This is a genomic window from Mesorhizobium sp. M1342 (assembly GCF_040317955.1).
Classification (GTDB): domain Bacteria; phylum Pseudomonadota; class Alphaproteobacteria; order Rhizobiales; family Rhizobiaceae; genus Mesorhizobium.
The window spans coordinates 14,120-32,602 of record NZ_JAMYLI010000003.1; the positions used below are offsets into that span (position 1 = coordinate 14,120).

At 64.8% G+C, this 18,483-nt stretch carries 24 protein-coding genes; 10 read left to right on the top strand and 14 right to left on the bottom strand.

Annotated features, from left to right (window positions below; translation table 11 throughout):
• Positions 1 to 13: 13 nt before the first annotated feature.
• The 3 genes from NKH06_RS03315 to NKH06_RS03325 all read right to left on the bottom strand — a co-directional run bounded on the left by NKH06_RS03315 (position 14) and on the right by NKH06_RS03325 (position 1,361).
• Positions 14 to 532, bottom strand: coding sequence for a GNAT family N-acetyltransferase (locus NKH06_RS03315; RefSeq protein ID WP_352892199.1), 519 nt, complete (start codon positions 530 to 532; stop codon positions 14 to 16).
• The gene (locus NKH06_RS03320) at positions 529 to 804 is read right to left on the bottom strand and encodes a type II toxin-antitoxin system TacA family antitoxin (RefSeq protein ID WP_023813269.1); all 276 of its coding nucleotides are present in this window, start codon (positions 802 to 804) and stop codon (positions 529 to 531) included. Before NKH06_RS03320 ends, NKH06_RS03315 begins: the two co-directional genes overlap by 4 nt.
• A 107-nt stretch (positions 805 to 911) precedes the next feature.
• Entirely contained in the window at positions 912 to 1,361 is a 450-nt protein-coding gene (locus tag NKH06_RS03325; RefSeq protein WP_023813270.1) for a universal stress protein, read from the bottom strand.
• 208 nt (positions 1,362 to 1,569) lie between these two features.
• On the opposite strand from NKH06_RS03325, the gene NKH06_RS03330 reads away from it, so the two are divergent.
• Positions 1,570 to 2,151, top strand: coding sequence for a histidine phosphatase family protein (locus tag NKH06_RS03330; RefSeq protein ID WP_031213611.1), 582 nt, complete (start codon positions 1,570 to 1,572; stop codon positions 2,149 to 2,151).
• A 29-nt stretch (positions 2,152 to 2,180) separates the two neighbouring features.
• Here NKH06_RS03330 and NKH06_RS03335 read toward each other — a convergent pair whose 3' ends face one another.
• Both NKH06_RS03335 and NKH06_RS03340 read right to left on the bottom strand, forming a co-directional pair.
• The gene (locus NKH06_RS03335) at positions 2,181 to 2,582 is read right to left on the bottom strand and encodes a VOC family protein (protein WP_023813272.1); all 402 of its coding nucleotides are present in this window, start codon (positions 2,580 to 2,582) and stop codon (positions 2,181 to 2,183) included.
• A 128-nt stretch (positions 2,583 to 2,710) separates the two neighbouring features.
• Positions 2,711 to 3,463, bottom strand: a complete 753-nt coding sequence (locus NKH06_RS03340; protein ID WP_031213612.1) for a pseudouridine synthase — start codon at positions 3,461 to 3,463, stop codon at positions 2,711 to 2,713.
• Positions 3,464 to 3,492: 29 nt separating this feature from the next.
• On the opposite strand from NKH06_RS03340, the gene NKH06_RS03345 reads away from it, so the two are divergent.
• Both NKH06_RS03345 and NKH06_RS03350 read left to right on the top strand, forming a co-directional pair.
• A complete protein-coding gene (locus NKH06_RS03345; protein ID WP_352892202.1) occupies positions 3,493 to 3,972 on the top strand; it encodes an SRPBCC family protein in 480 nt (159 codons plus the stop codon).
• Entirely contained in the window at positions 3,951 to 4,076 is a 126-nt protein-coding gene (locus NKH06_RS03350; protein ID WP_352892204.1) for an SRPBCC family protein, read from the top strand. Before NKH06_RS03345 ends, NKH06_RS03350 begins: the two co-directional genes overlap by 22 nt.
• Before the next feature lie 37 nt (positions 4,077 to 4,113).
• On the opposite strand, the gene NKH06_RS03355 is transcribed toward NKH06_RS03350, so the two are convergent.
• A complete protein-coding gene (locus NKH06_RS03355) occupies positions 4,114 to 4,947 on the bottom strand; it encodes a helix-turn-helix transcriptional regulator (protein WP_352892206.1) in 834 nt (277 codons plus the stop codon).
• A gap of 90 nt (positions 4,948 to 5,037) precedes the next feature.
• On the opposite strand from NKH06_RS03355, the gene NKH06_RS03360 reads away from it, so the two are divergent.
• On the top strand, positions 5,038 to 5,928 hold the full coding sequence (locus NKH06_RS03360) for an SDR family oxidoreductase (protein WP_352892207.1): 891 nt from the start codon (positions 5,038 to 5,040) through the stop codon (positions 5,926 to 5,928).
• A 90-nt stretch (positions 5,929 to 6,018) separates the two neighbouring features.
• Here NKH06_RS03360 and NKH06_RS03365 read toward each other — a convergent pair whose 3' ends face one another.
• Positions 6,019 to 6,717 carry a RibD family protein gene (locus tag NKH06_RS03365; protein WP_352443114.1) on the bottom strand — a complete coding sequence of 233 codons (699 nt, stop codon included), beginning with the start codon at positions 6,715 to 6,717 and terminating at the stop codon, positions 6,019 to 6,021.
• Positions 6,718 to 7,062: 345 nt separating this feature from the next.
• On the opposite strand from NKH06_RS03365, the gene NKH06_RS03370 reads away from it, so the two are divergent.
• From NKH06_RS03370 to NKH06_RS03385, 4 genes are all read left to right on the top strand, one after another.
• Complete coding sequence (locus NKH06_RS03370) at positions 7,063 to 8,010, top strand: substrate-binding domain-containing protein (RefSeq protein WP_013530574.1); 948 nt, start codon at positions 7,063 to 7,065, stop codon at positions 8,008 to 8,010.
• A gap of 247 nt (positions 8,011 to 8,257) precedes the next feature.
• Positions 8,258 to 9,820 (top strand): sugar ABC transporter ATP-binding protein, encoded by a 1,563-nt coding sequence (locus tag NKH06_RS03375; RefSeq protein ID WP_352892209.1) that lies wholly within the window; start codon positions 8,258 to 8,260, stop codon positions 9,818 to 9,820.
• Positions 9,817 to 10,833, top strand: coding sequence for an ABC transporter permease (locus NKH06_RS03380; protein ID WP_352443288.1), 1,017 nt, complete (start codon positions 9,817 to 9,819; stop codon positions 10,831 to 10,833). The genes NKH06_RS03375 and NKH06_RS03380 overlap by 4 nt, the downstream gene beginning before the upstream one ends.
• A 284-nt stretch (positions 10,834 to 11,117) precedes the next feature.
• Positions 11,118 to 12,401, top strand: a complete 1,284-nt coding sequence (locus NKH06_RS03385) for a hypothetical protein (protein WP_352892212.1) — start codon at positions 11,118 to 11,120, stop codon at positions 12,399 to 12,401.
• A gap of 29 nt (positions 12,402 to 12,430) precedes the next feature.
• Here NKH06_RS03385 and NKH06_RS03390 read toward each other — a convergent pair whose 3' ends face one another.
• The 4 genes from NKH06_RS03390 to NKH06_RS03405 all read right to left on the bottom strand — a co-directional run bounded on the left by NKH06_RS03390 (position 12,431) and on the right by NKH06_RS03405 (position 14,654).
• Positions 12,431 to 12,994, bottom strand: a complete 564-nt coding sequence (locus NKH06_RS03390) for a hypothetical protein (RefSeq protein ID WP_352892214.1) — start codon at positions 12,992 to 12,994, stop codon at positions 12,431 to 12,433.
• A complete protein-coding gene (locus NKH06_RS03395) occupies positions 12,991 to 13,602 on the bottom strand; it encodes a hypothetical protein (RefSeq protein WP_352892215.1) in 612 nt (203 codons plus the stop codon). Before NKH06_RS03395 ends, NKH06_RS03390 begins: the two co-directional genes overlap by 4 nt.
• Positions 13,599 to 14,069 carry a hypothetical protein gene (locus NKH06_RS03400; protein ID WP_352892218.1) on the bottom strand — a complete coding sequence of 157 codons (471 nt, stop codon included), beginning with the start codon at positions 14,067 to 14,069 and terminating at the stop codon, positions 13,599 to 13,601. Before NKH06_RS03400 ends, NKH06_RS03395 begins: the two co-directional genes overlap by 4 nt.
• A gap of 216 nt (positions 14,070 to 14,285) precedes the next feature.
• Positions 14,286 to 14,654, bottom strand: coding sequence for a hypothetical protein (locus NKH06_RS03405; protein WP_023813287.1), 369 nt, complete (start codon positions 14,652 to 14,654; stop codon positions 14,286 to 14,288).
• A gap of 189 nt (positions 14,655 to 14,843) precedes the next feature.
• On the opposite strand from NKH06_RS03405, the gene NKH06_RS03410 reads away from it, so the two are divergent.
• Entirely contained in the window at positions 14,844 to 15,146 is a 303-nt protein-coding gene (locus tag NKH06_RS03410; protein WP_031213614.1) for a hypothetical protein, read from the top strand.
• Between the two features lie 241 nt (positions 15,147 to 15,387).
• Here the strand turns inward: NKH06_RS03410 and NKH06_RS03415 are convergent, their stop codons facing one another.
• Positions 15,388 to 16,092: an XRE family transcriptional regulator gene (locus NKH06_RS03415; protein ID WP_023813289.1), complete on the bottom strand. Its 705-nt coding sequence runs from the start codon at positions 16,090 to 16,092 to the stop codon at positions 15,388 to 15,390.
• 593 nt (positions 16,093 to 16,685) lie between these two features.
• On the opposite strand from NKH06_RS03415, the gene NKH06_RS03420 reads away from it, so the two are divergent.
• Positions 16,686 to 17,336 carry a GcrA cell cycle regulator gene (locus tag NKH06_RS03420; RefSeq protein WP_352892221.1) on the top strand — a complete coding sequence of 217 codons (651 nt, stop codon included), beginning with the start codon at positions 16,686 to 16,688 and terminating at the stop codon, positions 17,334 to 17,336.
• A 248-nt stretch (positions 17,337 to 17,584) separates the two neighbouring features.
• On the opposite strand, the gene NKH06_RS03425 is transcribed toward NKH06_RS03420, so the two are convergent.
• Positions 17,585 to 17,893, bottom strand: coding sequence for a DUF982 domain-containing protein (locus NKH06_RS03425; RefSeq protein WP_023813292.1), 309 nt, complete (start codon positions 17,891 to 17,893; stop codon positions 17,585 to 17,587).
• A 108-nt stretch (positions 17,894 to 18,001) separates the two neighbouring features.
• Positions 18,002 to 18,283 carry a DUF982 domain-containing protein gene (locus tag NKH06_RS03430; RefSeq protein WP_352892222.1) on the bottom strand — a complete coding sequence of 94 codons (282 nt, stop codon included), beginning with the start codon at positions 18,281 to 18,283 and terminating at the stop codon, positions 18,002 to 18,004.
• Positions 18,284 to 18,483 lie beyond the last annotated feature (200 nt).

Genomic DNA, 18,483 nt, shown 5'->3' on the forward strand with positions numbered 1-18,483 from the left:
TTGCGGCAGGCGTTCAGAATGCAGCTATCGCCTTGGCGATCGCGGCGAAAGGCAGGACCAGGGACAGCGGCGCGTCATCCAGACGGATCGCACCGTAACCTTCATACCAGTGGGCAGCCTGGTCACCTTTGGCATCGATTAGCAAGGCAACGCCGCCGAGCTCCTCCGCGACTGCCATACAGCGCTTCCCGGCGGCGAGCAGCAAACCGCCGCCAAGGCCGCGGCCTCGTATCGTACGGTCTACGGCGAGCCGACCCAGACGGTAGACCGGCACGTCATAGCGGCCAAGGCCGCGTTTGGCGACTGCCGGGGTCCTGGCAAAGTCGATCGAAGCCGGGCTGAGAGAGTAGAAGCCGAGGATGCGCAAAGGATCTTGCGCCGTCACGGCGACGAAAGTTTTTGCGCCACCGCTTTGATGACTTTGACGCGCAAAGCGCTGCAAATAGATGTTGAGGTCCGCGTCGCCACAGTCGAAGGCGGCACGGTTATGTTGTCTCCCGATCGGCACTTCTTGCCATGTGACGGAGTTCACGCGAGAGTCTGGCCGGCTTTGGCGGCGCGGATAAGGCGGTTGGTCGGGGAGGGCGGGTTTTCAAGCAGGTCGAGGACGCGCAGACTGTCCCGTTCTGACAGCGCAAGATGTTCGGCGCGTTCGATCGCAGCCTGGGCGTCACGCAGTGCGGAGCGCGTAACGAACTCGGTCAGGCCGACATTCGACAGGGCGGCCGCACGTGCGATCACGGCTTTCGCTTCGGGCGGAATCCGGAAATCGATTCGACCGTTATCACCGACGTTGCGAGGCATGGCTATCTCCTTTGTCTGCTATTATATGGTACGGATTGAATCCGTACAATATAAATCCTATCGCTTTAGCCTCACGGGCATGTGAGGAGCGCGCTGGGCCAAATCTGTTACCGCACCACCAGCACCGCAATCTCCGTGTAGGACAGCACTTCCGCCGTCTGGCTGCCGAGAAGCAGCTTGCCCAGTCCGCGACGGCCGTGCGAGGCCATGACGATCAGGTCGCAGCGCAGGGCCTGCGACAGTTCCAGGATGGCTTCGGCGGGCCGCTTGTCCTCGACATGGACCACCTCCGCGGCCACGCCAACGGCGTCCGCCGACGCCTTGCATTTGGCGAGCACTTCCTTGGCATAGCGGCCTGCCTCTTCCTTGTAGGCGACGAGCTCATCGCCGGCGGCATAGCCGGCCATGGCGCCGCCCCAGGCGAAGATCGGGAATGGTTCCGAGACGGTAACGAAGGTGACGGAGGCGCCGAGGTCCTTGGCCAATGTCAGGCCGTGGGCAACGCCCTTGTCGGCCAGTTCCGATCCGTCCGTGGCGATGAGCAGATGTTTGTACATGATGATCTCGACTTGTTGTGCAAGGGCCCGTGCCCTTGTGGTGGCGGGAGCCTTGTAGAGGCTGGCCTTGATATAGTTGCGGCACCAGGATGATCACAGGGCCGGCCCGCCGCGGATCAAGGCCAGGCGACCACGCAGTTTTGTACCAAGCGGATTCCCCTTTGCCGCATCGTCGCTTAAGGTGCCGGACCACATCGAAAGGCATCTCATGAGCAGCGTGTATCCCCAAATCCATCTGGTCCGGCATGGCGAGACGGCATGGAGCCTTTCGGGGCAGCATACCGGCCGCACCGACATGCCGTTGACCCCGGTTGGCGAGGCCGCCGCGCGGGGCGTCGCGGATAGGCTCAAGGGCCTGTCCTTTTCGGCCGTATGGTCGAGCCCGTCGCAGCGCGCCTACAACACCAGCGTATTGGCCGGCTTCGGCGCGCAGAGCGTCAAGAAGGACGATCTGCAGGAGTGGGACTATGGCGCCTATGAGGGGCTGACGACAAAACAGATCCTGGCCGAGCGCCCCGGCTGGAATGTGTTTCGCGATGGTTGTCCAAAGGGCGAGATGGCGGCCTATGTGGGCGCGCGGGCCGACAGGATCATTGACGGGTTACGCAAGGCCAATGCCGACATGTTGGTGTTTTCCAGCGCGCATTTTTTGCGCGTGCTGGCGGCGCGCTGGATCGGGCTGCCGCCCGAAGGCGGCGCGCTGTTCGTGCTCGATACGGCAAGCATCAGCGTGCTCGGCTACGAGCATGATCTGAGCGAGCCGGTCATCCGGAAATGGAACCAGAAGTAGTGCGGCATCGGCCGGCGGTACCGCTCCCCCTACCTGTCGAATTTCCTGATCGCCTCGGCGGTTACCGGCGTGAAGAAATTCACCAGATTGCCATCGGGGTCGCGAAACAGCAGCGAGCGATTACCCCAGGGCATTGTGGTCGGCTTTTGCACCGTTACATCCCTGAGTAGGTCCGAGAGCCTGGCGAATTCAGCATCGACGTCGCCGACGCGGAACTCAAGGATGACGGTGTGGTTGTCGGCGGGGCGGGCGATGTCGCCGCCGAACAGCATCAAGGTGCGCGTGCTGCCGATTGCCAACGTGCAGGCAGGTGTCGCGAGTTCGGCGAAGTCTTCTGTGTACATAGTCACGGGCATGCCGGTGATCTCGCCATAGAAGCGCACGAGACGCTGGACGTCCGACGTGATGATGCGGACAGAGACGAAATTCATTTGTTTTGCTCCTGGATTGCTGGAGCCGCAGCCCGGCCCATGAGTCACCTATAGGCCAGGCCTCCTGACAGCTTCCTGTCAGGAGGTGGCGCGGATGCAAGGCCGCCGACATCGACGATACGCGGGGCTCACCCCGCCAGCAGCTCCAGTTCCTCCGGCGTCAAATGCCGTGCCGTACCCTTGGCGAGGTCGCCGAGCGGCAGGCGGCCGATAGCGATGCGGATGAGGCGCAGAACCTCGACGCCGTGCGCGGCGAGCAGGCGACGGATGTGGCGGTTACGGCCTTCGTCGAGCACGATCTCCAGCCAGGCGGTGCGGCCGCCGCTGCGCAAAAGTTCGATCGAACTGGCGCTCAGGGTCTCGCCATCGACGGTCACGCCGGCGCGGAATTTGTCCAGCATCGCTGCGTCCGGCACCATGCCGATCTGCACGTGATAGGTCTTGGGCAAATGCGAGGCCGGATCCATCAGCCGGTTGGCAAACCGGGTGTCGTTGGTCATCAACAGCAGGCCTTCGCTGGCCTTGTCGAGGCGACCGACCGGGGAGACGAAGGGCAGGTCGAGCCCTTCCAGGCAGGCATAGACGGTGTCGCGCTGTTGCGGGTCGTCACGGGTGGTGACCAGCCCGCGCGGCTTGTTGAGGACGAGATAGACCTTGCGCTCGGCAACCACCGGCCTGTCGTCGACAACGATGCGGTCACGGTCGAGGTCGACGCGCAGGGCTGCATCGCGCACGACCTTGCCGCCGACACGCACGCGGCCTTCGGCGATCAGCACCTCGGCCTGCGTGCGAGAGCACAGGCCGAGCTTCGACAGCGCCCGGTTCAGGCTGACGCCGGGCGCCGCCTGCCTGCCGCTTTGTCGTGTCTGCCGTGGTGTCATGCTGCCGTCTGTGCTGGTGGAGCCGACAAATGCCACGGGCTGCAATGGCTTCGCAAGACGCGCTGCTGCAATCGTGCGCAAAGCAAGGGGGCAGTGGCGGCATCCGCAGTTCTTGGACCGGCGATATTGTCGCCGCCGCATCCGCGATAAACTTGCTTCGCATGAGTGAGTCTCTCGACATCTCGCCGATCACCAAGACCGTCGTCATCAGTGCCGAGCCGGCCAAGGTCTGGCGGATACTGACGATGCCAGAAATGATCCCGCAATGGATGTCCGACGAGGAGTTGACTGTCAGCCTGCAAGGGCATGCCGGCGGCGCGATCGTGATGCGCGGACTGCTGCGCGGAATGCCGTTCGAGAACCATGGCACCATCCGCGCTTTTGTGCCGGAAAGAGCTTCGCGTACGGCTACTGGAGCACGCTGTCGGCCTCGCGGCTGGCGGATGTGCCCGAAAACCACACCGTGGTCAGCTTCGATCTGGCGCCGATGGATGGGGGGACGAAGCTGACGCTGACGCTCAGCGACTTCGCCGAACCGGCGATCCGTCCGCATGCCAATCTCTACTGGGGGCCGACCTTGCAAATCCTGAAAGCGGTCTGCGAGCGCGCTTGAGGGCGGGCGTCATCCCCGCGGACGGGCCGTCCGGCCCTTACTCTTTGGGGTGTCGGGCGAGAGCCAGCGCGCGAATACGGTCGGCGACGGCGCTGTCGACCGGGTTGTAGACGGTCAGGCTCAGATCCGGCCGGCCGTCGACCGCGAAGCCCGAATATTCCAGCTCGATATCGCCGAGTTCCGGGTGTTTCAGGCGCTTTGTCCCGTCGCCGTGGCTGAGCACGTCGTTTTCGCGCCACAGCGCGTCGAATTCCGGGCTGGCGCTACAGAGCTCGTCGACGAGTTCGCGCACCTCGGAGACAGCGCCGGCGCGTGCCGCATCGGCACGGAACGAAGCGACCACGAAACGGGCCAGGTTTTTCCAATCGTGCTGCTTGGCGCGGATGACGGGGCGCAGGAACATGAAACGCAGGATGTTGCGCTCGCCTTCGGGCAGGGCGCTGTAGTCGGTCAGCACGACCCGCGCGGCGCGGTTCCAGGCAACGACGTCCCAGGTGGCGGTCCTGACTATGGCGGGGCTGGCATCGAGTGTGTCGATGAGGCGCTGCAGCCGGGGGCTGACGCCCTCGTCGCCTCTGTAGCGGACCACGGGCGGGCGCCCCAGCCCGAGCATGAAAAGATGTTCGCGTTCCGCCTCGGTCAGCAGCAGCCCCTTGGCGATGCGATTGAGGACATCGGCCGAGGGTGCGCCGCCGCGGCCCTGCTCCAGCCATGTGTACCAGGTCGGGCTTATGTTGGCGCGCTGGGCGACCTCTTCCCGGCGCAGTCCCGGCGTGCGTCGGCGGCCCGAAAAGCCGAAGGAAGCCGGATCGAGCCGCGTGCGCCGGTCTTTCAGAAACGCTGCCAGTGAGCCGGCGGAACTGGAGGGCATCCTGTTAGCCATTATACCATGATAAGATCACTACTTTAATAGAATAATAGACCAGCAATATTACGCAGGCAACTGTGCAGGAGATTTTGCATGCGTATCTTTCTCACCGGCGCGACCGGTTTCATCGGTTCGGCGCTGGTTCCCGAACTCATCCAGGCGGGCCACCAGGTGGTCGGCGTGACCCGCTCCGACGCCGGCGCCGAGGCGCTGGCCGCCGCGGGCGCCGAAGTGCTCCGGGGGACGCTCGAGGATCCCGAGGGGCTGCGCGACGGCGCGGCCAAGGCGGAGGCTGTGATCCACACAGCGTTCGACCACGATTTTTCGCGGTTTGCCGAAAATTGCGAAAAGGACAAGCGCGTCATCGCCGCACTCGGCGCCGCCCTGGCCGGCTCCGACCGGCCGCTGGTGATCACCTCCGGCGTCGGCATGGGCAGCCCCGGGCATGGCGAACTGGCGATCGAGGACGTCTTCAATCCCGGCCATCCCAATCCGCGCATCGCCTCGGAGCTGGCCGGTAATGCCTTGCTGGACGCCGGCATCAATGTGTCGGTGGTGCGGCTGCCGCAGGTCCACAATCCGGTCAAGCAAGGGCTTATCTCGCCGCTCATCGAAATCGCGCGTGAAAAAGGCGTCTCGGCCTATGTCGGCGAAGGCCGCAACCGCTTCTCCGCGGGCCATCTCCTCGACGCCGCGCGGCTTTACCGGCTGGCCGTGGAAAAGCGGCAGCCGGGCGCGCGCTATCACGCGGTCGGCGAGGAAGGCGTCGAGGTGCGGGCCATCGCCGAGGCGCTTGGCCGGGGCCTGAAATTGGCGGTCGTTTCCATCGCGCCGGAAAGAGCGGCGGAGCATTTCGGCTGGATGGCGATGTTCGCGCCGATGGATCTGCCGGCCTCCAGCGCGCTGACCCAGCTACGGCTTGGCTGGCATCCGACCGGCCCGACGCTGATCGCCGATCTCGACGCCATGCGATACGCTGCTTGATCGACTGAAGCATCGGCGCTGAAGCTGACGATACAGGGGCCGGTAATCTTCAGTCAGATTGCCGGCCCTTCTGTACGAGGCGGTCAGCCCTCATCCAGGAGTAACTGCGTAACGCAGATGGACAAGTCCATGCGCCAGCGCTTCGCAGCTCTTCAGGGACAACTGCATCTTGCCCGGCAGGCCACTCTCGCCGAACTCGACGAACGCCTGGTTCGCGGCCCGTCCATCGATCGCGGGTGCGACGAGAAGGCTCAGTTCATCGACGAGCCCGGCCGCAAGGAACGAGCCGTTGATGCCGGCACCGCCCTCGAGCAGCAGCCGGCGGATGCCGAGTTCGCGTCCGAGCACCTCGACCATCGCGGCGAGATCCATATCCGCCGTTTCCGCGACGATATAGGACACGCCGTCGGATGCGAGCTCGGCCAGATGGCTGTCGGCAACGTCACGCCCAAGCAGCACCACGACATGGTCGCCGCCGATGTCGGGTTTGGAAAAATGAAGCTTGCCCGAGGCATCGAGCGCCACGGCATAACTGCCCGCATCCCTTTGCGCGAAATGATAGGGCCGGTCGACCTTGCCGGTATTGGCCGGCGGATGCGCGCCGGCCTTGCTCATCTCGGCCATGGTGACGCGGCCGACGATCCAGGCGTCAGCCGCGAGATCATTGTGGATATGCTCGTAGAGGCTCGACCACTCCGCCCGGGTCCCGTCCGGACTTGTCGTGTAGCGGCTTGGATGAAGGCTGCCGTCGAGTGAGGCGAGCATATGGCAGATGATTTGCGGCTTCATACGGGTTCTCCAGATCACAAAAGCTTCGCGGGTCAATCCAAGGTAGTGCCGGGTCGAGGGAATGGAAGCCAGACGCCTCAGTGAGATGCCAGCCCACGATCCAAAAATCCGACAATTCCGATAATTTTGCCGGACGGCGCTGTTATATCGAGGTTGCACAAATGGTTGGCGCTGGGTTAGCATCCCTGCGCAGGCGTCGTGGGAGGCTCTTTTTACAGCGGCGGCCAGCTGGAGCGGCATGCGTTTTCGGGCGCAGGGAGGATGCTCCACACTTTGAACCGACGCATGATCCTTCCTGAAACCGATCCGGTTTTCGGGTCGTGCGTTCTTGTGGAGGAGGATCCCATGAACAGACGTGAATTCCTGCTGTCGTCCGCGGCTTTCGGCGCCATGATGGTTGCCGCGCCCTCGGTGTTTGCGCAGGACAAGCTCACCATCCTTGGCTCGGTGCCCAGTCTCGGCTTTCCGTTCTTCGTGCACATGCTGAACGAGATCAAGGCGGAAGCCGCCACGCAAGGCGTCAATCTGACCGAAAGCGACGGCCAGAACTCGGCCACCAAGCAGACCGCCGACATCGAGGCCGCCCTGGTGCAGAAGGTCAACGCCATCGTCATCTCGCCGCTCGACGTCAATGCGCTGGCGCCGGCCATCGAGGAAGCGGTCAAGGCCGGCGTTCCCGTAGTGACGATCGACCGCCGCGTCGACGGCGTCGAGGGCATCCTCGCGCATGTCGGCGCCGACAATGTGAAGGGCGGCGAGGCGGAAGCCAACGCCGTGGTGGCGGCGTTCCCGAACGGCGCCAAGCTGTTCCATCTGCAGGGCCAGCCCGGTGCCGGCCCGGCGATCGACCGCAACAAGGGCGTGCACAATGTGCTCGATCCCTTGAAGGACAAGTATCAGATCGTCTTCGAGCAGACCGCCAACTTCGCCCGCGCCGAGGCGCTGTCGGTGACCGAGGCCGGGCTTGCCGCCAACGGCAAGCCCGACGCCATCGTCTGCGCCAATGACGACATGGCGCTGGGCGCCATGGAGGCCTGCGCCGCGCGCAACTTCACCGACGTCAAGATCTACGGCTTCGATGCACTGCCGGAAGCGCTGGTCGCGGTGCGCGACGGCAAGCTTGCGGGCACCGTCGAGCAGTTTCCCGGCGAGCAGTCGCGCACCGCGGTGCGCATCGCGGTGGCCTTTGCCAAGGACAAGACCGAGCCGAAGGAGAAGCTGGTGCTTTTGACGCCAATCGTCATCGGCAAGGACAATCTCGACAAGGCGGAGCGGATTGGCGAGACGAAGTAGGGGTTTGGCGGGGATCGGCCGATTGGCAAAGCCGGTGGGACAGCACCCCCCTCTGTCCTGCCGGACATCTCCCCCGCAAGGGGGAGATTGGCTGTCCGTCCTGCTTTCGCCAATCTCCACACCGCAGGAAAAGCGCTATCAGCAAAGCTGCCGATCTCCCCCCTTGCGGGGGAGATGGCCGGCAAGGCCAGAGGGGGGTGTTCAAGTGCTGAGCGTGCCGGCATGAACTGCATCAGAGGAGCAACCCTTGCCAGCTGAATCCGCATCGCCCGAACCCGTCCTGCTCGCCGTCGAGGGCATCACCAAGCATTTCGCCGGCGTCACCGCGCTCAGCGATGTCTCGCTCGACATCCGCCCCGGCGAAATCCTCGGCCTGCTGGGCGAAAACGGCGCCGGCAAGTCGACGCTCTTGAAAATCCTCTCGGGCGTCATGCCGCCGTCGGGCGGCCGCATCACTTTCGACGGTGCCGATTATCATCCATCCAACCCGCAGGATGCCAAGCGGCTCGGCATCGTCACCATCTACCAGGAGCTCAGCCTGATCCCGACGCTGACTGTGGCGGAAAACATCTTTATCGGCCGCGCGCCGATCGGTCCGCTCGGGCTGGTCAGTTGGAGGCGCATGGAGCAAGAGTCGCGCTCGATCATCGCCCGCGTCGGTCTCTCCATAGACCCGATGACGCCGGTGTCGGCGCTGTCGGTGGCCGAACAGCAACTGGTCGAGATCGCCCGCGCCCTGTCGCTGAAAAGCCGGCTGATCATCATGGACGAGCCGACCTCGGCGCTGACCGAGACCGAGGTGCAGCGGCTGCTGTCGATCATGGATCGGCTGCGCAAGGACAAGGTCGCCATCATGTTCGTCACCCACCGGCTGGAGGAAGCGTCCGCCATATGCGATCGCATGACGGTGCTGCGCGACGGGCGGCTGGCCGGGCATCTTAACCGCGAGGGCGGCCCGATCGCGCTGCCCAAAATCATCGAGAAGATGGTCGGCCGCGCGGCGTCCGAGCTCTACGCCCGGCCGGCGCAGCGCGCGGTTGCCGGCGATGTCGTGCTGTCGGTGCGCGGCCTGCGCACCGTGCGCGACCCCGAGGCGCCCCACGCCATCGTGCTCGACGGCGTCGACATCGACCTCAAGGCCGGTGAAATCCTCGGCGTCGCCGGGCTTGTGGGGTCCGGCCGCACGGAACTGGCGCGCGCCATCTTCGGCGCCGACCGCATCGCGGCCGGCACCATCACGCTCGACGGGAAGCCGATCGCCCCGGCATCACCCGCGGATGCCATTGCGCTCGGCATCGGCCTGCTACCGGAGGACCGCAAGCACCAGGCGATCTTTGCCGCGCTGGGCATCCTGCCGAATTTCTCCATCGCTTCGCTGGGCAGCTTCAGCAACGGTTTCGGCTTCATGGCCGAGCGGCGCGAGCGCGATGCGCTGTCCGCGTTTCGCAAGATGCTGTCGATCCGCATGGCTTCGGCCGAGCAGGCGATCGAAGGCCTGTCGGGCGGCAACCAGCAGAAGGTGATCCTGGCGCGCTGGCTGGCGCGTGATCCGAAAGTGCTGATCGTCGACGAGCCGACGCGCGGCGTCGATGTCGGCGCCAAGACAGAGGTGCACCAGATCCTGGTGCAGCTTGCGGCGCGCGGCATTGCGGTGATGATGATTTCGTCCGAGCTGCCCGAGGTGCTTGCGGTGTCGGACCGCATCGTCACCATGCGCCGGGGACGCATCACCGGCCAGATGCCGGGCGTCGAGGCAAACGAGGAAAGACTGATGGAACTGATGGCACTCGACCGCAAGGAGATACTATGAGCGTGGCGGGGGAACAGGATCAGCGCGGCGGTATCAACTTCGCGCGGCTTTTGATGAGCTTCGGGCCGCTGCTGTTCCTGGTGGCGCTGATCATCGTCTTCACCGTGCTGAAGCCGAGCTTCATGGACCCGATCAATTTGTTCAACATCACAAGGCAGATCTCGATCACCGGGCTGATTGCGCTCGGCATGACCTTCGTCATCCTCACCGCCGGCATCGACCTGTCGGTCGGTTCGCTGCTCGCCTTCTGCGGTATGGTCGCCGCCGTGGTCGCCAAGGGCGGCTCCGCCAACACGCTGTCGCTGTCGACGAGCGGCACGCAAGGGTTCGGCTGGTTCGCAGCACTCTTGGCCGCCGTCGTTGTGGGCGCTGCTGCCGGCGGGGTGCAAGGGCTTGTCATCACCCGGCTAAAAGTGCCGCCCTTCGTCGTCACGCTGGGCGGGCTGACGGTGTTTCGTGGGCTGACGCTGACCATCTCAAACGGCGGCCCGATCTCGGGCTTCGACGCCTCGATGCGCTGGTTCGGAACCGGGCTGATCGGCCCCGTGCCGGTGCCGGCGCTGATCTTCGCCGCGGCCGCCATCCTGTGCCACATCGTGCTGCGCTACACGCGCTACGGCCGAGCCGTCTATGCCGTCGGCGGCAATGCCGAGGCGGCAAGGCTGTCGGGCCTGCGCGTCGACCGCATCCTGATCTCGGTCTATGTCATCGTCGGCTTCTTTGCCGGGCTTGCCGCTTTCGTGCTGTCGGCGCGGCTGAACTCCTCCGAAGCAGTCGCCGGTATTGGTTACGAGCTGACGGTCATCTCGGCCGTCGTCATCGGCGGCACCTCGCTGTTCGGCGGCATCGGCTCTGTCGGCGGCACGGTGGTGGGCGCGGCGCTCATCGGCGTGCTGCAAAACGGGCTGCAGTTCAACAACGTCTCGTCCTACACGCAAAGCATCGTCATCGGGCTCATCCTGATCCTGGCGGTGGCGTTCGACCGGTGGCTGAAATCGCGGGTGAGAAGGTGAGGAGCAAAGGGGAGGAGCGGTTGGCGCCCAGGCACCCCCCTCTGTCCTGCCGGACATCTCCCCCGCAAGGGGGGAGATTGGCAGCTTCGTCCTCGCCGCTTTCTCTTCAACGTTGAAAATTGGCGAAAGCAGTCATGACGTCCAATCTCCCCCCTTGCGGGGGAGATGTCCGGTAGGACAGAGGGGGGTGCCTCGCACCTGCGCTTGCTAGGGACCCCCATTCTTGCAAAACAAGCATGCTTTGCTAGAAAGACTTGGGGCGGGTGGCATCGTGAGAGAACCTCATGTTTGCCAATATCATCAGACCGATCACCTTGAGTTTTTCGCTGCTCATGCGGTTCTGGCCGCAACTCGTGGCACTCGTGCTGGCCGGCGTGCTGGTCGGCGATCTCCTCATGCAGCTCGCGGCGAAGGTGGCGCTGGCCAATCACTTCGCCGGGCTGGCGATGCTGACGCTGGTGGCGCTGGCGCAGCTGGTGGTGACGGTGGCGATGTTCCATGTGTTGCGCCCCGGCCTGCCGCATGTGCTGTCCGCGCAGCGCAGCGCCGACAAGGCCGCAACCGACGCGGCGCAAACGGAGCCGGGCGCGGCAGCGAACCGACGCGGTTCGCGGCTGGTGCGGATGATCACCATCGCGCTGCTGCCGTTCTTCGCCTATTACGCCGCCTGGGGATTCCTCGGCGACATCGTGCGGCAATATTCGCGCGCCACGCTCGACCAGGCCGATTTCGGCCAGAGCGCTGATGTGCTCGACGTGCTCGATTCACGCTGGCTGCTGGTCTCCGTGGCGGTGTCGTGGCTGATCCGCCGGCTGGCCAAATTCATGCAGGCTAAAACAAGTGCCGCCTCGTTCTGGCAGATCGTCGTGGTGATCTGCGAGACCAACTGGATCTTCGTTGGCCTCTATGTGATCAGCCGCTGGAAGGACTCGGCGCTGCAATGGCTGATGAGCCGCAATTTCTGGTCGCCCCTGCAGGCCTCAATGGACGGGCTGGCGAACCCGGTGCCGATGGCCTCGGCCGCCCCCATGGTGCCGGTCGAGTCGATCGCGCCATCGACGGTTGCCGTCAACCTGTTCTTCTTCATGCTCCTGCCGCTGATCTGGCTGGTGATGGCGGCGCTGATCTATGGCTATGACGTGCGCGACGATGCCGCCCTGATGCGCGTGCACGGCCGGCTGGAGCGCGCCGGCCGGCGCTATGCCGGCCTGCCGAAATTCCTGCGTGATTTCGTCGAGCATTTCATCGCCGGTTACCGCTCGCGCTATCTGCCGATCGCCAACGGGGTTCGGCTGACAGTCAGCTCCAGTCTGGTGCTTTTGTGCACGCTGGTCGTCGGCTACCGCTTGCTCGACTGGGGCGCTGCCTGGCTATGGCTGGGCACGACGCGGCTGATCGGTCCGCATGAGCTCGATATCTGGCAGATTTTTTCGCACGGCGTGACGCTGCTGTTCGGCAGCCCGTTCCAGGATTCCTCCACCGGCATCCTGATCGAGCCGCTGCGCATATGCTTTCTCGCCGCCGTGCTGGAGACAGCGTTTTCGATGGTGAACGGGGCGGAGAAGTGAATTCTCTCCGTTTACGGGGAGAAGGACGCTCACTTCGGCGGCCTCTGAAAGCGCAGGAACCACGGCCGCTCGCTGCCCAATCCGACAGCCGGGCGGATGGTCTTGATGGCATCCTCGGGCACGATGAAGGTTTCGCCCACGGTGATGATTTCGCCCTTCTTGGCGCCGGAGAAGATCGCCGAGGTGCAGTTCATCACGCCGTCCGGCAGGCTGACGCCGGAGATGAAGTCGGGCAGCCAGCGGCGGCCAGCGGCATCGGTCAGCATCAATTTGCAGCCCAGCCACTGCTTTTGTAGCTCGGGATCACCGACCGTTACCGCAAAGGTGGCGATGACGGCGAAGGCGTGGTCGGGCAAGCGGCCGGCCTTGCCGCCGCGCAGATCGGCCAGCCGCCACTCGCTGCCGCCGAATGGCACGGACTGGCCGAACTCGACATCCCTGGCGATGAGGTCGTCGCCGTGCAGCCATTCACGGACGCTGTCATAGCTGGTCTCGGCCAACGTCAGCGGCAGCAGGATAGCGAGCGCGGCAAGACCGCGCCGTCGCCATTTTTTCTCGCCACCGTCGGCTGGGTCGGTTGAAACCGCGCTCATGTCTTGCCCTGCGGTGCCTTGCCCTGCGGTGGTGGGGCGTCGAGATCGTATAGCGGCAAGATATCCGCCGGCTGGCCGTCGGCGTCGGTCGGAACGGCATCGAGGCTGAGGCGGGCCTGGGCGTCAAGCGGGCCGAACTGGCGCGCGGCGATCAAGAGGCTGGCGCCTCGGATCTGGTCGGCCGGCACCTCGAAGACGAACAGGCCGCTTCTCTCCAGCCCTGGGTCGATCGCGTGCGGCGGCATGTCCTGGCGGTAGCCCAGCCGTTCGCTCTGGTGGTAGCGCAGGCCGGTCGGGCCTTGCCAGGTGCCGTCGGCGACCGTGGTGGAGGTGCTGGTGGCGGTGAGACTGGTCGTCACCACCGCCCACAGGCCGCTGGTCGTCAAAAGCTTCTCCTGGCCGAACTGGTCGCTCTTCAGCGTGCGGGCAAAGACCACTCTGTCGAGGCGGACAGCGAAGCTGCGCGCCCGCACCGTGTCGTGGACGGCGCCGTCGACCGGGATCGGTGCGGTGAGCTCGGCATAATGCGGCTTCGACACCTGCATGCCGTAGCTCAGCGCCACGGTGGTGGCGAGGATCAGGAGATTGCCGATGGCCCGGATATTCATGAGCCGCCTTTCCGTGAGTCTGCCACGGGCAGGTCGACGACGGGCAAGGTGACGGTGCCGAGCCGAGTGGGATTGAACCAGCCGGGCGTCCCGTAAAGGTTGTCGCGCGGCTTGAAGATCTCGGCGATGATGCCGAAGCTGAGATTTGCCGGCACGATGGCGTCGCCGGCAAGCGGCCAGACATAGGCCATGCGTTCGGTCATGCCGGGATGCAGTTCCGGCGTCAGAGTCGAATCACGGGTCAGCGCGATCATCGGCAGGCCGTCGAGCAGAGCGAGTCCGTCCGGCGTGAAGACATTGAAATAGGCCTTGTCGGATTGCGCCGTGCGATTGGTCAGGTCGACCTCCAGCACCAGCGCCTTCTGGCCTGGTTTCAGCGGCACGCCATAGACCTTGGCGCGGCTGACATATGCACGCACCGGCTTGAGATGCCAACGCCCGGCATCGATGCCGGCATCGGGCGGCAATTGCGGCGGGGCGTGGGGGGGGCAGGGCGCCGAACGCGCCCATCAGGCCGGCGACGAACAGGGCGGCGATGGTTCCCGCGCCGGCCGTTATCCAGGTTTGAAATTTTAAGCGGGCAGTCTTGAACATTCCAAACTATGCACGTCGACGATCAGCCACCCCTGCGCAGTCTAGAAAGAAAAAATTGCTGATGGAACCCGCAAATGGCTGGTCCAGCCTCACGCTGCTTCGCGCGCCCATAGAAGATGGCCATGGCGACGAAAATACCGCGCCACCAGCCGCTGTTGCTTGGCCCTGATCAGGTCGGGCAGGCGCCGCTCCTGGCGCCAGCGCGGTATGTTGCGCCAGCAGGCTATGAAGCGGACGGCGTCCTCGATGGCCTCCTCCGCCGAGAGGGCCGGGCCAATCGCGGCCAGGAACAGCGCCTCCGACGGTTTCAACGCGTCGATCACCGCCTTGCGCCTGACGTGATCCTGACGGGCGTGGGCGATGCCGTTGCGGCGGATGGCTTCGAAGGCTTCAAGCAGGGCCAGGCTGTCGCCGGCGTAACCGCAGGAACGGGCAAAATCGGCGGCAAGGGCGTCCATTATCGCTCCCGGGTTTGATGCAATGGGCGGGTTCGTGCTCCGACTCACATTTGCATATCCAGCGTGAAAGCATAACTCAAATTACCTTAGAAGAAAAACTTCTGGGAAAGTTTGAAAACTGCGACTCGACTCCGGGCGCAAAACACAGGAATATGCGAACAAATCAGGAACAAAGACGAGGCAGGGGCGATGGCATTGCCGGGCAGGGAACCAACAATGGCGCATGTCGCCTCGATCTCGGTCGAGTGCGCGGATTGCGGCCGCAACCGTTGGTGGCGGCCCGATCAGTTGAAGCGGTTCGGCGTGACGAGGAACACGCCGCTTGCCGCTCTGTCGGGCCGCATCGTCTGCTCGGCCTGCCGTGCCGACGGACTGCCGGGGGCGACCGTTACGATCCAGGCGGCCTTCATCGACGAGCGCCAGCGCGTGCGTAGCGAAGCGCAGATGCTGAGCGATCGCGAGGTGCCGCTGGAGGGAGCGCGGCGGGCTTGAGTCTTGTCGAAAGGGTGAACGGCCGGTTCGCGTAAGCGAATTGATCGTGCCAGTGGCACGATCAAAGGCCAGCGAACGCCGGGGCGCTGCGAAGTAGCGGGGACCCGGCAGGTGGATCCTGCGCTACCCGGCCCTTCGCAAGCTCAGGGCGTTCAAGGCTCGAAAAGCCAAGCAATTGGCTTTTCGTCCGCTGTGCGGACCGCCTTTCACCCCCGCAAGGGGAGAAGGCAAGAAGCGCTCCTCAATACCCCAGCAATTCCTTCAGCGAAATCACGCGCCAGACATGTTTGATGGCGTAGCGGTTGAAGGTCAGCGTCTTCGGCGGATTGTATTGCTCGACCACCAACTCGCCCGCCGTGCGTTTGACCAGCTTCTTGATGAAGGCCTTGCCGTTGCGCTCGTTTTCTTCGGGGAAGGTCTCGATCACCACGTGGTCGCCGGGCACCGCGTCGCGGCCGCCGCAATAGATCAGGTCGCCGGGCTCGTAACGCGGCACCATGGAATCCGAGAGCACGTGCAGGGCGAACACCTTCGGCAGGTTGCGCACGCCCGGCGGGCGCTGGACGTAGCCTGCCGGCTCGCCGTTGAAGGTGAAATCGCCATCGTCGCCGCCGACGGCCGCGCCTAGCACCTCGATATCCATCGAACCGGCGGGCAGCGGACCGGCATCGGTGACGATCTCCGCGTCGGCGACCGGTCCGGCATCGTCGAGAAACACGACCTGCCCTTGGCCCAGCGCCACCGGGTCGACGCGCAGGAAGGCGGCGGTCTTCAGGAGGTTCTCGGTCTTGGGCAGATTGCGGCCGGTTTCCCAGTTGCCGACGGCGGCGACATCGGTGTCGTTGTGCTCCGCAATGTGGCGCATGACCAGGCCGCGTTGCTTGCGCGCCTTGCGGATCGCCGCCCCGACCTTGATCGACAGTTCCGTTTTTGCCATGGCGCCCATGTGAGCGATGAAAGCGACCCTCGTCTATGAAAGAATGGCTTGCATATATTTTCGAGTTATGCTTATATCTGGTCATGCAAAACCTGTCCAGCTTTGATGGCGCCGAGTCGCCGGCCTCACGCGAGGCGCATCCGGCGGTCGTCACCGCCACTCGTTCCCTTCCGCCCCGGCCGTCCTCCTCCCCGGCCGGGATGAAGCCCGAGGCTCAGTGCTTGACTGCACCAGCCTCGGGTCCGGTCCGCCTGTCTCCGGCGACCGGAACGGCCGGAGCCGCCGCTCCCAGCGGCTCCGGTCCCCAATTCGGCCGGCATGGCGCCGGCGCTGTTTTTTCGGCTGGCCGATCCTGCATCCGCACCGAGGACGGCACCGTCATCCTGTTGGACAGGCTAACGGGCAGGGCGGTTTCCGCCCTGGACAGAAACACGGCCGAGGCGCGGCTTTTGCACCTTGCCGGCGGGAAATCGGCCCAATCCGGCTGAGGCTGGCCGGCTGACAGCCGGCTCTTGAAAAACAACCTGACCGCGGCCCGGCCACCGGGTCGAACCTTGACGCTGCCCGACGGCGCGCGGCCGAACTTTGGATGGAGCTGGTATATGGCAAGCTATAGCGACGCGGAATTGCACGAGATCGGCCGCTGGCTGAAGGACGGGCTTTCAGCCTCCAGGATTGCAGTCGCGTTCACCGCGCTGCGTGGCAGTCCGGTGTCGCGCGACGCCATCATCGGCATCGTGCATCGTAACGCCATGCTGGGCGCGATCGGCTTTGCCAATGGCAAGGGGCCGCCGCCGCGAGCCAGACAGGCCGGGGGCAAGCGCGCTGGAAGCAAGCGGGCCGATGGCATGTCGGCGAATGCGACGCCTGCCGTCGGCAAGATGCATGGCGTGCTTGCCGCCAAGGATATCCATACGCATGAAGTGGCCCGGCCCAGGCGCGCCCATTCGTTCGTGCGCGAGGCGGGCGTGCTGATCGCCGACGGCGTAGCCTATCGCCTGGAGGTGCCGGCGCCGCCGCGCGCGGCCATCGGCCGGCAGCCGCATGGCGTGGCGATGCGCTTCGTCGATTGCCTGTTTTCACGCTGCCGCGCGCCGCTGGATCTGACGGTGGAGGAGGATTCTGAAAACGATGCGCCAGGCAGCCGGCCGGGCGCCGACATGCTGTGCTGCGGCATGCGCACCACGGCGCTGAAAAGCTATTGCACCTATCATCAGGCGCGCTTCCAGCGCCGCGTATTTGTGGCGGGATGAGCCCGCTCCCCCGTTGCTGCGCCAGCCTCCTCATCCGGCCCTTCGGGCCACCTTCTCCCCGCTGGGAGAAGAGGAGGGCACCGACGGTGCAAGTCTCCTCTCCCCTCGGGGTCCGAAGGACGGGCGGGACAGGTGGCTCGCCCCGGAATGGTCAGCCGAACGAAGCGGAGGCTGGGTGAGGGGGCTGCCTCCCGCACAGAGGTGGAGGATCTGAGATGAATCAAGCCCGGAGCAAAATCGCCAGAATCTTACTTCGGCATCTGCCGGCCCTGCTTGGGCGTGCGGCTCTGCATGCTCCTTGCGTCCATCGCCATCGCCGGGTTGCCTTCGGCGATCAATATGCCGGTCACCCGGGCAAAGCCGGTAAACACCTTCATGGCGTCGGCTTCGGAAATCTGCGCGGCGATCGCCGCGCTGCAGGCGTTAAGCGCGCTGCGGTAGACATGGCCGCGTCGCTCCAGCGGCCAGCGCTGCAGAAAATCGGCGGCTTCGCTGACGCTGTCGATCTCTTCGACCTCATCCTCCACCCGCACTTTGAGCGGCACTCCGGTTTTCATCGTACCCACGGCGTTCACCTTCGCTTTGCGCGCGGCTCTGTCTACCGCATCCTTAAACGCGCCCCGCTGGCGGGCGGTTGCATCAATTTTTCGGCTGGCTGGCGATCCTCATGGACTAGCCACCGCGTCCAGCCAGTCATGGGCGCGGCTTTTGGGCCTGGCCACCAGTATGTTCTGTTGCTTGGCCGCCCTGGTGAAGGCGTCGAATGCGATGCGCTGGCAGCAAATGCCGTCGACGGCGAGCGTAACCAGCCGCGTCGCCTCGAGATAACCAGGTGCTGTCTTGTCGGGCCATTGGTGGCGCAGTGCCTCGGCGGCGCCGGCCACCGAACTGACCAGCATGGTTTTGTTGTCGCAAAAGCGCACGGTAACCGGCATGAAGGCTGTCATCGGCGAACCTCCCCTTGGCGTGGACGCGACATAACGTCGAAAGCTCGCGCCGGTTCCATCAGCCTGGATGCCGGGCGGCAAGGATGGTGGCGCAGCGGCGAAGAGGCGACGACCTCCGGTTCAACGAAGGCCAACCGAACGGCGGCCCTCTCCGCCCTGCCGACCATGTGGGGAGATGCCCAACAGCGCGAAGGATCGCC

What these genes read in the sequence shown, in the direction of transcription:
- NKH06_RS03320 (WP_023813269.1), bottom strand. Translation starts at nt 804, where the DNA reads ATGCCTCGCAACGTCGGTGATAACGGTCGAATCGATTTCCGGATTCCG.
- NKH06_RS03360 (WP_352892207.1), top strand. Translation starts at nt 5,038, where the DNA reads ATGCGTATCTTTCTCACCGGCGCGACCGGTTTCATCGGTTCGGCGCTG.
- NKH06_RS03335 (WP_023813272.1), bottom strand. Translation starts at nt 2,582, where the DNA reads ATGAATTTCGTCTCTGTCCGCATCATCACGTCGGACGTCCAGCGTCTC.
- NKH06_RS03430 (WP_352892222.1), bottom strand. Translation starts at nt 18,283, where the DNA reads ATGACAGCCTTCATGCCGGTTACCGTGCGCTTTTGCGACAACAAAACC.
- NKH06_RS03325 (WP_023813270.1), bottom strand. Translation starts at nt 1,361, where the DNA reads ATGTACAAACATCTGCTCATCGCCACGGACGGATCGGAACTGGCCGAC.
- NKH06_RS03405 (WP_023813287.1), bottom strand. Translation starts at nt 14,654, where the DNA reads ATGGACGCCCTTGCCGCCGATTTTGCCCGTTCCTGCGGTTACGCCGGC.
- NKH06_RS03390 (WP_352892214.1), bottom strand. Translation starts at nt 12,994, where the DNA reads ATGAGCGCGGTTTCAACCGACCCAGCCGACGGTGGCGAGAAAAAATGG.
- NKH06_RS03420 (WP_352892221.1), top strand. Translation starts at nt 16,686, where the DNA reads ATGGCAAGCTATAGCGACGCGGAATTGCACGAGATCGGCCGCTGGCTG.
- NKH06_RS03385 (WP_352892212.1), top strand. Translation starts at nt 11,118, where the DNA reads ATGTTTGCCAATATCATCAGACCGATCACCTTGAGTTTTTCGCTGCTC.
- NKH06_RS03330 (WP_031213611.1), top strand. Translation starts at nt 1,570, where the DNA reads ATGAGCAGCGTGTATCCCCAAATCCATCTGGTCCGGCATGGCGAGACG.
- NKH06_RS03365 (WP_352443114.1), bottom strand. Translation starts at nt 6,717, where the DNA reads ATGAAGCCGCAAATCATCTGCCATATGCTCGCCTCACTCGACGGCAGC.
- NKH06_RS03350 (WP_352892204.1), top strand. Translation starts at nt 3,951, where the DNA reads ATGGATGGGGGGACGAAGCTGACGCTGACGCTCAGCGACTTCGCCGAA.
- NKH06_RS03355 (WP_352892206.1), bottom strand. Translation starts at nt 4,947, where the DNA reads ATGCCCTCCAGTTCCGCCGGCTCACTGGCAGCGTTTCTGAAAGACCGG.
- NKH06_RS03340 (WP_031213612.1), bottom strand. Translation starts at nt 3,463, where the DNA reads ATGACACCACGGCAGACACGACAAAGCGGCAGGCAGGCGGCGCCCGGC.
- NKH06_RS03425 (WP_023813292.1), bottom strand. Translation starts at nt 17,893, where the DNA reads ATGAAAACCGGAGTGCCGCTCAAAGTGCGGGTGGAGGATGAGGTCGAA.
- NKH06_RS03415 (WP_023813289.1), bottom strand. Translation starts at nt 16,092, where the DNA reads ATGGGCGCCATGGCAAAAACGGAACTGTCGATCAAGGTCGGGGCGGCG.
- NKH06_RS03395 (WP_352892215.1), bottom strand. Translation starts at nt 13,602, where the DNA reads ATGAATATCCGGGCCATCGGCAATCTCCTGATCCTCGCCACCACCGTG.
- NKH06_RS03345 (WP_352892202.1), top strand. Translation starts at nt 3,493, where the DNA reads ATGCCACGGGCTGCAATGGCTTCGCAAGACGCGCTGCTGCAATCGTGC.
- NKH06_RS03380 (WP_352443288.1), top strand. Translation starts at nt 9,817, where the DNA reads ATGAGCGTGGCGGGGGAACAGGATCAGCGCGGCGGTATCAACTTCGCG.
- NKH06_RS03370 (WP_013530574.1), top strand. Translation starts at nt 7,063, where the DNA reads ATGAACAGACGTGAATTCCTGCTGTCGTCCGCGGCTTTCGGCGCCATG.
- NKH06_RS03410 (WP_031213614.1), top strand. Translation starts at nt 14,844, where the DNA reads ATGGCATTGCCGGGCAGGGAACCAACAATGGCGCATGTCGCCTCGATC.